The sequence below is a fragment of the Pseudoalteromonas sp. APC 3694 genome (genome assembly GCF_030407565.1).
Classification (GTDB): domain Bacteria; phylum Pseudomonadota; class Gammaproteobacteria; order Enterobacterales; family Alteromonadaceae; genus Pseudoalteromonas; species Pseudoalteromonas tetraodonis.
In genome coordinates this window covers 1-12842 of record NZ_JASDDE010000051.1, presented here as the reverse complement: position 1 = coordinate 12842, position 12842 = coordinate 1, and the positions used below count along the sequence as shown (strand labels likewise).

Annotated in this window: 14 protein-coding genes; 4 read left to right on the top strand and 10 right to left on the bottom strand. The window is 39.5% G+C overall.

Going from position 1 to position 12842, the window contains the following annotated elements:
* Positions 1 to 14: 14 nt before the first annotated feature.
* Complete coding sequence (locus QMA00_RS14870) at positions 15 to 635, top strand: 2OG-Fe(II) oxygenase (RefSeq protein ID WP_290157825.1); 621 nt, start codon at positions 15 to 17, stop codon at positions 633 to 635.
* On the opposite strand, the gene ubiA is transcribed toward QMA00_RS14870, so the two are convergent.
* Both ubiA and QMA00_RS14860 read right to left on the bottom strand, forming a co-directional pair.
* Entirely contained in the window at positions 632 to 1510 is an 879-nt protein-coding gene (gene ubiA, locus QMA00_RS14865; RefSeq protein WP_008468194.1) for a 4-hydroxybenzoate octaprenyltransferase, read from the bottom strand. The genes QMA00_RS14870 and ubiA overlap by 4 nt on opposite strands.
* A complete protein-coding gene (locus QMA00_RS14860; protein ID WP_076922990.1) occupies positions 1507 to 2052 on the bottom strand; it encodes a chorismate lyase in 546 nt (181 codons plus the stop codon). Before QMA00_RS14860 ends, ubiA begins: the two co-directional genes overlap by 4 nt.
* A gap of 249 nt (positions 2053 to 2301) precedes the next feature.
* Between QMA00_RS14860 and QMA00_RS14855 the strand changes: the two genes are divergently transcribed.
* Positions 2302 to 2700 carry a flagellar basal body-associated protein FliL gene (locus QMA00_RS14855; protein ID WP_076922989.1) on the top strand — a complete coding sequence of 133 codons (399 nt, stop codon included), beginning with the start codon at positions 2302 to 2304 and terminating at the stop codon, positions 2698 to 2700.
* Here QMA00_RS14855 and glpG read toward each other — a convergent pair.
* From glpG to QMA00_RS14825, 6 genes are all read right to left on the bottom strand, one after another.
* Positions 2697 to 3518 (bottom strand): rhomboid family intramembrane serine protease GlpG, encoded by an 822-nt coding sequence (gene glpG / locus QMA00_RS14850; protein ID WP_076922988.1) that lies wholly within the window; start codon positions 3516 to 3518, stop codon positions 2697 to 2699. The genes QMA00_RS14855 and glpG overlap by 4 nt on opposite strands.
* Positions 3515 to 3832: a thiosulfate sulfurtransferase GlpE gene (gene glpE, locus QMA00_RS14845; protein WP_033104018.1), complete on the bottom strand. Its 318-nt coding sequence runs from the start codon at positions 3830 to 3832 to the stop codon at positions 3515 to 3517. Before glpE ends, glpG begins: the two co-directional genes overlap by 4 nt.
* Positions 3833 to 3897: 65 nt before the next feature.
* Positions 3898 to 4923, bottom strand: a complete 1026-nt coding sequence (gene tdh, locus QMA00_RS14840; RefSeq protein WP_008468202.1) for an L-threonine 3-dehydrogenase — start codon at positions 4921 to 4923, stop codon at positions 3898 to 3900.
* 52 nt (positions 4924 to 4975) lie between these two features.
* Positions 4976 to 6172, bottom strand: a complete 1197-nt coding sequence (locus QMA00_RS14835; protein WP_008468203.1) for a glycine C-acetyltransferase — start codon at positions 6170 to 6172, stop codon at positions 4976 to 4978.
* Positions 6173 to 6335: 163 nt separating this feature from the next.
* Positions 6336 to 6905 (bottom strand): D-glycero-beta-D-manno-heptose 1,7-bisphosphate 7-phosphatase, encoded by a 570-nt coding sequence (gene gmhB, locus QMA00_RS14830; protein ID WP_008115591.1) that lies wholly within the window; start codon positions 6903 to 6905, stop codon positions 6336 to 6338.
* Entirely contained in the window at positions 6902 to 7963 is a 1062-nt protein-coding gene (locus QMA00_RS14825; RefSeq protein WP_008115590.1) for a glycosyltransferase family 9 protein, read from the bottom strand. The genes gmhB and QMA00_RS14825 overlap by 4 nt, the downstream gene beginning before the upstream one ends.
* Positions 7964 to 8086: 123 nt before the next feature.
* Here QMA00_RS14825 and QMA00_RS14820 point away from each other — a divergent pair, with 123 nt between their 5' ends.
* Positions 8087 to 8809, top strand: a complete 723-nt coding sequence (locus QMA00_RS14820; protein ID WP_008468205.1) for a 3-deoxy-D-manno-octulosonic acid kinase — start codon at positions 8087 to 8089, stop codon at positions 8807 to 8809.
* Positions 8810 to 8812: 3 nt separating this feature from the next.
* On the opposite strand, the gene QMA00_RS14815 is transcribed toward QMA00_RS14820, so the two are convergent.
* Both QMA00_RS14815 and QMA00_RS14810 read right to left on the bottom strand, forming a co-directional pair.
* Positions 8813 to 9898: a glycosyltransferase gene (locus QMA00_RS14815; protein WP_008115587.1), complete on the bottom strand. Its 1086-nt coding sequence runs from the start codon at positions 9896 to 9898 to the stop codon at positions 8813 to 8815.
* On the bottom strand, positions 9895 to 10968 hold the full coding sequence (locus tag QMA00_RS14810) for a hypothetical protein (protein ID WP_076922987.1): 1074 nt from the start codon (positions 10966 to 10968) through the stop codon (positions 9895 to 9897). Before QMA00_RS14810 ends, QMA00_RS14815 begins: the two co-directional genes overlap by 4 nt.
* Positions 10969 to 11148: 180 nt before the next feature.
* Between QMA00_RS14810 and QMA00_RS14805 the strand changes: the two genes are divergently transcribed.
* Entirely contained in the window at positions 11149 to 12696 is a 1548-nt protein-coding gene (locus QMA00_RS14805) for a capsule assembly Wzi family protein (protein ID WP_008115585.1), read from the top strand.
* Positions 12697 to 12842: the final 146 nt, after the last annotated feature.

The following is a 12842-nucleotide window of genomic DNA, read 5'->3' as shown; positions in this document are numbered from 1 at the left end:
TATGACTAGCGTTAATGAATAACTTTACAGCTGCTGAAATTTACCTAGAGCACATTGAAACGCATGGCTATGCCATTATTGAAAACGCCATTGATAGTGACTTAATATCCGAGTTGATGGCTGATTGCTATAGAATAAATCCTCACTTTAGCCTTGCCGGTATTGGACGATTAAACAATTTACAAATTGATGATTCCGTTCGTAAAGATAAAACCTACTGGTTTGATGGCAGCTCAAATGCACAGCTTAGCTATCAACAAGTAATGGAAGCAGTTCGCACTACCCTTAATCGTAACTTTTTCATGGGCTTGTTTGATTATGAATGTCACTATGCAAAATACACGCAGGGTGATTTTTACAAAAAACATGTAGATGCGTTCAAAGGTCGTTCAAACCGTGTTTTTACCACCATATTGTATTTAAACTCTCCTAAGAAAGGCGGAGAGCTGGTTATTTACAAGCCAAAAAGTAAAGACATAGAAGTGGTTATAAAACCCACTGCAGGCACTTTGGTATTATTTGAAAGCGAACGCTTTGTGCATGAAGTACTTCCGGCTTTTGATAACCGCTATTCGATTGCTGGTTGGTTCAGAAAAAATGCGTCAATTAGTGGTATTATCGACCCACCCCGTTAAGAAAAAACGGGGTAAGAAAATAATAAGCCTATAAATACAGTAAGTCCCACATAATGATTATTCAAAAACGCTTTAAAACAGGCATCTCGTTGACGTAAATGAATCAAACGCTGTTGATACACAAGTAACATTGCTGCAACAGCTAATCCCAACCAAAAACTAAATCCTATTTGATTCATCAACCCAATTAAAACCATCAACGCAAAAAAGCTAAAGTTAAGTAGCGCTATAATATGGCGGTCATAACTGGCGAATAAAATAGCGGTTGATTTTACTCCTATTTTTAAATCATCGTCTCTATCAACCATGGCGTACATAGTGTCGTAAGCCACCGTCCAGCAAATATTGGCAATAAATAGCAACCATGCCTGCACGGGTAAAGAGTTTATTGATGCCATAAAAGCCATTGGGATTGCCCAACCAAAAGCCGCGCCCAATACAACTTGAGGAAGTTGCGTGTAACGTTTCATAAAGGGATAACAAAACGCTAATCCAAGTGCACCAAACGATAACAAAATAGTATTGGTATTAAGCAATAATACTAGTATAAAAGCGATGACAACGAGTAATAAAAACAAACTAATTGCTTCGCCACTACTTACCGCTCCGGTCGCTAGCGGCCGCTGACAAGTACGCTTTACTGAGCCATCAATTTTTCTATCGGCAAAGTCATTGATAACGCATCCTGCGCTACGCATAACTATTACCCCAAGGGTAAACACAATGAAGTTTGTTAGGCTTGGTATCCCTTCATTTGCTATCCATAGTGCCCAATAAGTTGGCCAAAGTAGCAATAAAGTGCCTATGGGCTTATCAATTCGCATTAACTGGATGTAATAGGGAATATGATTAACAGACAAAGCGGCTAGTTTCATGAGTATAAGTAAGCTCCTGGTAAAAAAACCTCACAGACCAAAAATTGATAGTTATGTAAAGAAAATACGCTGCGTCTGCCCAGTAAAGAGCGATTCGGTAAATTAAGTTCGCTCACCAGTGATTGCAATGGGTGATTATCATCAAAGCGAGCAATTTCAATATCAGTGCGCCTTAACGCAGGATCTTGAAAGATAACATCACCTAACGGGCGTTCTCCCATATTGTGCAGCTGATTGTTTGTATTATTGCTTGTTACTGGCAACCAACTTTGAGCATAAACAATCGGTTGTTCATCACACAACAGTAACACTTCACGGTTAAGTACTGTACTTACCTGCTCACTTAATAGCGTTTGCTGTGATTGCGAAAGGTCTACTTTTTGCTCACTCAACACTTTTACAGCAAAACGCTGAGACTGACTTTTTAATTTAGCCGTTAAAGAATGCGATTCAAATAACCACTCTTTCTCAGCGTTAGATAAGCCAGTTACTTGAGCGGTACTCTGCCAATCAGCAGATAAAGAAAGAGGAAAAGTAATCACAATAACTCTACTTGAAAAAAAACAAAGAGATCATAACATTGCCAACGAATTTGAAAAAGCGCGATTTACTCAATACCAAGCACACCCTGTTATTATAAAAAGCTAATCAGCATTTGACTCTCGCTATTGTCTATCCCAAACTTGAATCCAGAGTACTTTTACAAACACAACAAATAACAGCATCTTGCTGTATCTTATTTACTAATAAGTATAAACTATTTGTAACCAGTTTACGGAAACGCTTTTGAAATGAAAAAAACAGTATTTACAGGCCTTTTTATTCTTCTAGTCAGCTTAACTAGCTTATCGGCACGTGCTGAGTCTACTGTCGGTTATTTTGGGTTTGAGCCAGACATTATTACTAATTACATTGGCCCATCGAGTAAACAAATGGGCTATGTACGTGTCACTGTTGATTTAATGCTTAATAAAAAATCAGATATTGCAATCGTGGAACACCACACGCCGTTACTTCGTGATGCGTTAGTAGAGATATTATCTAAAGAGCCTGAAAACAAAATAAAGTCTTTAACAGGACGCGAGCAAATACGCCTTAAAAGCGCAGAAAAACTAAAGAGCCTTCTTAAAGAAGAAACAGGACATGAGATCATCCGTGATCTCTTATTTACTAAATATTTATATCATTAGGCACTTTTTGTTTTGAAAAGCTGAGCGGTATAGGCAAAAGCCATACCGCTAACGAGCCCACCTAAGTGTGCCCAATTAGCCATTCCAACAAATAATACATCTGCAAAACCAAGTACTAACCATACCAGCATAAAACCAACAATTGCGGTTGTAACCAGTGCAGGCTGTTTAGGGTTAAGTGCGCTGTAAATCCAACAAAAGCCTAACAACCCATATACAACACCGCTAAGCCCACCAAAGTTAGGACCGACCATTAAGTACTGTGCCCAATTACTTATTAAAGCGGTAACTAAAAACAGCCCAATTAAACTCGACTTACCACATTGCTTTTCAATGTTGTCACCCAGTGATACCCACCAAATTAAGTTAAACACAATATGCATAGCGCTAAAATGCACAACAGCAGGTGTTAACCAGGTAAGTGGTGACGCAGGGTTAAACTGCAACGCCATATAAATAGGTTCAAATGCACCCAATAAAAAGGCAATATAAACAATAATACTGAGAATACTAACGCTCTGATTAAGCCAACTTAAGGCTTTAAACCGCGCGACTAAATTAAGCGACTGGCCTTGATATTTTAATGGTGATTGCGTGCTGCCTACTTGCCATGACGCTTGTTGATAACGTTCATGGTTAGGGTTTTTAGCAAACTCATTCCACAACGGTTGCACCGCATGAAAGTCCTCAGGCGCCACACTAATGACAAGCGTATGGCCATCCTCAGTACGAATTTGCCCTGAAAGCCCTTGGCTTTTTAGGTAATCTATAAAGCCCTGTGCAGCACGGGGGTTAGTTAGGCTGCCTAGCTCTATCATCGTGCTACTTTATCCTTGTAAGCGGCTTCCCATGCAGTAAAACCGCCATCCATACTGTAAACATCTTCAAAGCCTTGCTCTACTAAGTAGCTGGCAGCGCCTTGTGAGCTCATGCCGTGATAACAGACAATAATAATCGGCTGGTCAAACTCCTTTTCCATCATAAATTGGGCAATATTCGCATTAGATAATGCCTCTGAACCCGGAATATGACCCGCTTGATACGAATTAGGATCGCGAATATCAGCAATCACTACATCTTCTTTATCGAGTAGTTCAAGGGTTTGTGCGATTGATATATGTTTAAATGCCATAGTACTCTCTTATAATTACAAAAAAGGCGACAAATGCCGCCTTTAATTCTCTTAACAAGGGGTAATTAATCCCAGTTAAGAATTACTTTACCCGATTGGCCTGAAATCATCATATCAAAGCCAGCTTGGAAGTCATCTATTGAATACTGATGAGTAATAATTGGTTTTAAATCAAGCCCTGATTGAATCAAACTGGCCATTTTGTACCAAGTTTCAAACATCTCACGACCGTAAATACCTTTGATCACTAAGCCTTTAAAAATAACTTGATTCCAATCGACCGCCATATCTGAAGGTGGAATTCCCAACATGGCAATTTTGCCGCCATGATTCATGTTATTTAGCATGGCATTAAATGCACTTGGTACACCTGACATCTCTAGGCCAATATCAAAGCCTTCAGTCATGCCCAGCTCTTTAGCTACATCTTCAAGCTTTTCATTCGCGACGTTTACAGCACGCGTTGCGCCCATTTTACGTGCTAAGTCTAGGCGGTATTCATTTACATCAGTAATAACCACATGGCGTGCACCCACATGCTTAGCCACAGCTGCAGCCATAATACCAATTGGGCCAGCACCGGTGATCAAGACATCTTCACCGACTAAATCGAACGATAAAGCCGTGTGTACTGCATTGCCAAATGGGTCAAAAATAGAGGCAAGTTCATCGCTAATATTATCTGGGATTTTAAACGCATTAAATGCAGGAATCACTAAATACTCTGCAAATGCGCCTTCGCGGTTTACACCGACCCCTGTTGTATTACGACATAAGTGAACGCGCCCAGCACGACAGTTACGACAATGGCCACAGGTTATATGACCTTCACCTGATACACGGTCGCCAATCTCAAAACCACGCACCTCTTGGCCCATGTCGATTACTTCACCCACGTATTCGTGGCCAACCACCATAGGCGTCGGTATGGTGTTTTGTGCCCACTCATCCCACTTATAAATATGCACATCGGTGCCACAAATAGCCGTTTTACGAATCTTAATTAACAGATCGTTATGACCCACTTCAGGCTTTGGTGCATCTGTCATCCAAATGCCTGGCTCTGCTTTTAACTTTGATAATGCTTTCATAATTCACACTCAATTAAAAAATCGCGACTTCAGCCGCGATTTAACAAGAAAATTAAATAACACCAATCTCTTTACCAATACGGGTAAATGCTGCAATGGCTGTATCAAGCTGTTCTTTGCTGTGCGCTGCAGAGATTTGGGTACGAATACGCGCCTGCCCTTTTGGTACAACAGGGAATGAAAAGCCGGTTACATAAATCCCTTCAGCCAATAGCTTATCAGCCATAAGTGACGCTACTTTGGCGTCTCCTAGCATCACAGGAATAATCGCATGATCTTTACCTGCACAGGTAAAACCAGCCGCTTCCATTTGCTCACGGAAGTATTTAGCATTTGACCATAGCTTAGCGCGAAGCTCACCGCCATTTTCAAGCATTTCTAACACTTTAATTGACGCCGTTACAATTGAAGGCGCTAATGAATTTGAGAATAAGTAAGGACGAGAACGCTGACGTAACCATTCAACAATTTCTTTTTTACCTGAGGTATAACCACCCGAGGCTCCACCTAGTGCTTTACCTAAGGTACCAGTAATAATATCAACACGATCAAGCACGTTGCAGTATTCAGGTGTACCTTTACCGTTTTCGCCAACAAAACCAACGGCATGTGAGTCATCAACCATAACAAGTGCATCGTATTTATCAGCTAAGTCGCATACAGCTTCTAAGTTACAAATAACGCCATCCATTGAGAACACGCCATCGGTTGCAATTAATTTAGTTTTAGCACCGGCTTCATCGGCTGCGATTAATTGCTTTTCTAAATCAGCCATATCGTTATTTGCATAACGGAAACGTTTTGCTTTACATAAACGTACCCCATCAATAATAGAAGCATGGTTTAATGAATCAGAAATAATCGCATCGTCTGCACCTAATATGGTTTCAAACAACCCCGTATTGGCATCAAAACATGATGAGTACAAAATGGTGTCTTCAGTTTCTAAAAATTGACTGATTTTTTTCTCGAGTGTTTTATGAATATCTTGTGTACCACAAATGAAACGCACAGAAGCCACACCAAACCCATGGTCATCTAAGCCTTGTTGCGCCGCTTTAATAAGCTCTGGGCTGTTAGCTAAACCTAAGTAGTTGTTAGCACAAAAATTAATAACTTTTTCGCCTGATGCCACTTCAATTTGAGCTTGCTGCTGCGAAGTGATAACACGTTCATTCTTGTACAAACCTTCCGCTTTAACGTCTTCGATTTGCTGTTGTAATTGGCTAAAAAAAGCAGATGCTCTCATCTGTGATCTCCATTTGGTTGAACGGGTTAAACAGCAGACGTGTTGCTGCTATTTATAATGCGGGTATTGTAAAAGTTTAAGCGCCAAATTGCACTGTTTGTCATTCGTCGCAAATTACCTAACTGGCAGGAAAAGCTGCCAGTTTACAGGCTTGAGGTGTGTACTACGTTAGATCAGCAAACAAAGCCGGAAGGTCGTTGATTGAGTCACAAACATAGTCAGCAAAATTTACAGCTTTGTCATCAAATTTTTGCCCTGAACGTACCAGTACTTTGGTACGTACATTAGCGCTAATGGCAGCGTGCATGTCACCTAATTTGTCACCCACCATCACACTAAGCGCAGGGTTGATATGATGATCTTCTATTCCTTGAAGTAACATGCCAGGCGCTGGTTTTCTGCAATCGCACTCTTTTAAATAATCTGGTAATGCGTTTTTAGGATGATGAGGACAAAAATAAACGTCCGTAATTTCAATTTGATGAGCGCTAAACTGCGCTTTCATCCACTCGCTAAGTGTTAAAAATTCGCTCTCAGAATAATAACCACGGCCAATGCCTGACTGATTAGTCACTATAATTATTTTATAGCCCGCATCATAAAACGCTTTGCATGTTGAAAACACACCGTCTATAAATTCAAACTCTTCGCTTTTAAACACATAACCATGATCAACATTTACTACGCCATCACGATCTAAAAAAAGCGCCTTGTTAGTGTTCTCTTGATTCATAACAGCGACTCTTTTTTAACAACATGATCAAACATTTGTTTTACTGCATCGGTGGTTATTTGGCTCATTAAATCATCGCCTTTAACACGAGTACCCCAAGGCAATTGCTCGGCGATTTTACCTGTTTGCTTTACTAAGTTTTGATGGTAAACCTCAACAACATAGTCTTGGTATAAATAAGGCCCCGTACGCGCAGGGTTTGAATGCGCATATAAACCAATAACGGGCGTACCCACAGTCACCGCCATATGAGCTGGGCCTGTATCGGGCGCAAGTACTAAGCTTGCCCGTTTAAGTAAGCACAATAATTCTTTGAGTTTTGTTTTACCCACCAAGTTCAGAATGGGTGAATCAGAGTGTTTAATGATGTTATTTGCTAAATTAATTTCCAGTTCAGTCGGTCCACCAGTTAATACTATTTTAAACCCCTGTGTATGTGCATAATCCGCAAGCGCAGCATAGCGATCGGCTAACCAGTTACGCTGTGCTTTACTTGCTGCTGGCGAAATAACAAATAGCTTATTTGATAAATAATCGTCACCTAACAGCTCATCAGCTTTAGCTTGATCTTTGTTGGTAAAGGGCATATTCCATACAGGGACATAATCATCAACACCAATCGCTTGGGCAAAGCCTTTAAATCCCTCTAAAACATGCGCCTGAGATTGGGCTTTAATGCGTTTATTAATAAATAAACTATGTAGCTCTTTTGAACGAGCCCAGTCAAAACCAATTTTAACTTTGGCAGGAATACAGCGAGCAACAAAACCTGCTCTTAAAGCCACTTGCATATTAAGCAGTACGTCAAAACACTGCCCTTTAAAGGTTTGCTTTAACTGTTTCAGTGCCGCTTTACCTTGTTTTTTATCAAATACAACAAGCTCAACGCCTGGTAAGTCAGCTAACAGCATCGCCTCGACCTTACCTATAACCCATGTAATTTTGGCATTTGGGTGTGCTTTTTGAATAGCTTGTACCGCACTTACTGCATGGCATACATCACCAATAGCAGAAAGACGTAAAATACAAATTGAAGTGTAAGTAGGCGCTGAAGTCACACGTTTCCTTGGAGGTAAAATAATAAAACCTGATCTTAAATTATAATCGCGTCATTGCAAGTACTTATCCTTAGCGTTAAAACACGTTAATATGTGCACATATTAACGCGAACCCTATGAGCTATGTTTAATCAACACGTCAAAAATAACCATGTCATTTTGAGCCATCCTCAATATAGCAGCCAGATAGAGTTAGATTGGTTTGAGCCCAATTTCTGGCAGCAACAGCAAAAAATTGTTGGCGCTAAAAAGGGACGTGCAACCGCATGGTTTTTTAAACACGCAGATTTAACGGCTGTGTTGCGCCATTATTGGCGTGGCGGCCTAATAGGAAAACTACTTAGTGACCAATATTTATATTGGGGACTAGAGCAAACGCGTGTTTATCAAGAATTTAGCTTAATGACTCGATTAATAGAGTTAGGCTTAAATGTACCAAAGCCTATTGCAGCTAAAGTGAGTCGCTATGGCTTCATTTACCGAGGTGATATTATTACTGAAGCGGTTAGCGGCGCTAAAAGTATATTAGATATACTGATTGAACGCACATTGAGTGAAGCTGAGATAAAAAAAATAGCACAAACTATTGCCCAATTTCATAGTAAAGGGGTTTATCACGCTGATTTAAATATTAATAATATTTTATTTGATGACTCTGGTGATGTTTACATTATCGACTTTGACCGTGGCGAAATAAAAGTTCCCCATAAAAAATGGCAACAAAGCAATATGTCTCGCTTACAGCGCTCCTTTTTAAAAGAGCAAAGCCGCAATAGCAACTTTCATTGGCAGCAAAACGATTGGCAGCGTTTAGATAAACACTATCGTGACGGGTTAACCCAATAAAAACTAGTTTGCTAATGCTAAGTATTGCTCTGTTACCCTATCGGCACACACTTTTTCTAAAATAGCTGCTTTGCCTACATTTGGGTTATCTGCGAGCACTTGCTTAACTGCCAGCACAAGCTTTTCGCTTTGACCAATTGGTACTAAATATTTGCTTAACTCACCTGTAAGTATTTCACTTGGACCATGAGGACACTCAGTACTGACAACTGGTGTTCCTACAGCCAAAGCCTCAACTAACACATTACCAAATCCTTCAAAGTCTGAGCTTAACAACAAAGCCTTAGCCTGCTTAATCCAATTATAAGGATTTTGTTCAAATCCAGGTACAATAAGTTGATTTTCAATTCCGTATTGTTTGGCTAACTTAAACGCTTTCTCTTTTTTATTACACAACAATACCAATTTATATTTTTTATCTAATTTGGCAAATGTGTCAAACAGAACATCGTGACGTTTTTGTTTAGCAAAACGTCCCACATGAATCAAGTAAGGTGTATCTGGTATATTAATATTTGATTCATTAGCTTGCTCATTAATTTCTTTAAAATTAAAGGGGTTATAAATAGTTGTTATAGCACTTGGACTAATTAAGTTGCCTTGCTTTATTTCTTCTTCAACCCCTTTAGAAACACAAATCAATGATTTACCATTTAAGTTTTGTTTGCTTTTTTTAAGATATAAATATGAAAGCGGACCTAGTTTTTTTTGCCTAGCGAGCTCTGCATTAACTGAGTTATGAACAACAAAATGGATATTTTCTATTTTACTTTTTGCTAATAAGTTATTACTACGATCTAAATTAGAAAGTACTAAATCAATAGAACCAAGTTGAAGTAGCTTTTGTTCAAACCATGCTTCTAATACTTTAACATTCTTTTTTATCTGCCAAAATCGATCAACTTTTGTTGCTCGACCTGAAAATAAACTTTCAACAGATAAGGGGTTTGGAATGTCATATTCAATATTTTGCGCCAATGACAAAATAGTCACATTGTGGGCTTTTGATACCATTTCCTGCGCCAAAGTAAGCATTACTTTTTCAGCGCCACCACCAACGAGAGAGTCAATTACAATAACAATATTCATAGCTTACTTCCTATTAACAACGCTTGTACTCCTTTGGTTATAACATCAAAGCTATGCACATTTTCTAACGACTCGTATTGGCCTACTGTATTATTATAATTTGGTTCCAAAAGTAGCTCTTTTATTTTTTGGGTAATATCTAAAATATCAAGCTCAGCCTCTTTAACAACACCGGTACTCGCACAACGAACAACTCGCTCATTTTGATCTTTTGAAATAGCACATGCTATCGTTGGCGTTTGTAAAGTAATGGCTTGAAGTAAAGTATCGCCCGCGCTTAATAATGCCACCTTAGCCTGACTTAGTAAGGCTAAAAATTCAGTCCCCTCTTGACTTGGCAAACAAATTAACTCATCGCTTTTAGGTAACGACTTAGTGTAATTAGGACCAAACACCACAACCCCTTTTAAACCTGTTTCTTTCGCAATATTCAGTGCTGCTTTATAGTAGATATCAGCACAGTTTTGGCCATTAAGGGTGTGCCCACCAGAACCTGCGTTAACAATAAAGAATTCTTTCTCTTTCAATTGATAACGGGTTAGTGCATCGGATTTTTGTTGCGCTGATGCAAACACTGTAAATGGCCCAACATTAGCAGGATAGGCCAGAGACAACATGCTCAATTTTAGCTTTTCATACCACGAAAGAGGTTCAATACAGTAATCAGGCTGAACCACCCAATGAGTATCAATAAGGCCCGCTCTATTAAGCTTTAAACCTTTTGCTCGCTTTTTTGCATGCTGTGAAATAAAAACAACTTTAGCACCCACTTTTTTTGCAGCTTTCATTTGCTCAGCGCGTCCTGCACAATCAAATAGCACCGCATCTGGTTTGTATTGCTTAATAAACTGACATACATGCGTATTTTCTTTTGTTGCCGATTGATTTAACAATAAGGTAGGAAATGGGCAGCTTTTAGCATAAGCCGTGTGCTTATTTAAAATGAAATGAATATCTAACGAATTGCCGTACTCCGAGGTAAGGGAATGAGCTAGCTGTAACGAGCGCATATATTCACCAATACCTTCAGGCGATGACACGGGAATAAATAAAAGTCGTTTGTTGCTCATTACCATCTCTTTTTTTTCTTTGCAGCGAGTATATCAACGAGATCATTTTTCCGATAGAGCTACAATGTTTTAATCTAATCTATAGTGGCATTTTAAATTTATCTTGGTTGATTTAATTACTGCAATAGAGAGCGTAGATTGCTAAACTTGTCGGCAATTTCAATCATAAGGATCTGAGCTTTGCGAAACAAAATTTTTATACTTTCTTCGCTTTTTTGTGCCGTAACTACAACCGTAAATGCTGAACCTTGGGTAAAGCCTGATGACTATGGTCTTAGGGCAGATATACAACAGCTTGCCGATGCAGGTATAATTTTAGCGCCAGTAACAACGTACCCATTAATGTGGAAAAGCTTTATTAATGATGTTAACAATACTTCGTTAGAACAATTACCCCCTCAACTGCAAGATGCGTTATTACGTGTAAAACATCGTTATAAGTCAGAAAATAGCGGTTCGCATAGTGTACAGCTTTCGGCATTTGCCAGCTCAGATCCTCTTGTAGCCACTAGCTTTGGTGCCACCAATAGCCAAGAATCAGAGTTAACTGCTGCCTACGCTTATTTAGGACATAACTTTGCAGCTAAAATAGCGATTAATCATCGTAATGATGGCAAAAAATGCTTAGTCGACGGTAAAACAACTGATGATATAGCTCAAAACGAGCAAGCACTAACTGACTGCAATGATACCTCTCTAGATGACAGCTATTTAGCGTATCGTATGGGTAATTGGATTGTAAGAGCGGGTGCCATTGAGCAATTTTGGGGTCCGGGTGTTGATAACAGCTTAATTATGTCTGGTAATGCAAAACCTTTACCTGCCATTAGTATTTCTCGTGAACAAAGCAGTGCCTTTGAAACACCTTGGTTAAGTTGGATTGGTCAGTGGGGGTTTACTGCACAAATGGCTAAGCTGGAATCAACCCGCGTTATTCCTGATGCGTTATTGTGGAGCACTCGGGTTAACTTTCGCCCCGTTCAACAATTAGAAATAGCACTGAGCTGGTCAGCACAATGGGCTGGTAAGGGACAACCAAGCTCGGCTAGTGATTTTATTGATATGATTGCCGGTGATACAAAATGTGTTGATGGCACTTCTAATTGTGATAGCCAGTTAGAGTCAAAAATAGGTAATCAATTAGCTGGTATTGATATTCGTTGGTCAGATACATTATTTAATCAACCTTATGCCGTTTATGCCAGTACGATTGGTGAAGATGCGAGCTCACAGTTTAAACCAGCTGATAGAGCGTACTTATTTGGCTTACAAACAACACATCGTGTTTACGAGCAGAATTTACTAGTCAACTTAGAATACATTGATACAGGTGTGTCTTGCTCTGCGGGGTCAACGACCGAAAATTGCTATTATGAGCACACTGATTACCAATCAGGGTATCGTTACCATGGTCGCCCTATCGGCTCTACCTATGATAATGATGCTCAATCACTAGTATTAACCGTACTTGGGCAACTCTCAAGCGGAACTGACTGGCAAGTAAAATTACGTGATATTGACTACAACAGCGACAACCGTGACCGTTACCCAAATAACCCAGACTTAGGTAACTCGATTACCAAAACAGCATTTAGCTCTAAACAGCTTGAAGTACGTTACAGAATGCTTGCCATGGGGGGGCGCTTTACCCTTGGCGGACTTGCCTCTAATAACGATGGAGCAGAAAACGATACGTCTGCATTTGCAAAGTTCGAATATAACTTTTAGTTTTGTAAGTATAAAAAAGGGGATAAACCAAAGTTTATCCCCTTTTTTATTTCACTAACTAGGGTCTGTTGATCTTTGTAGTACATATATTAATCAGCCCACATTGGTAGCCACATCATAGTAAATGCTAAAGCGAGCATTGAATG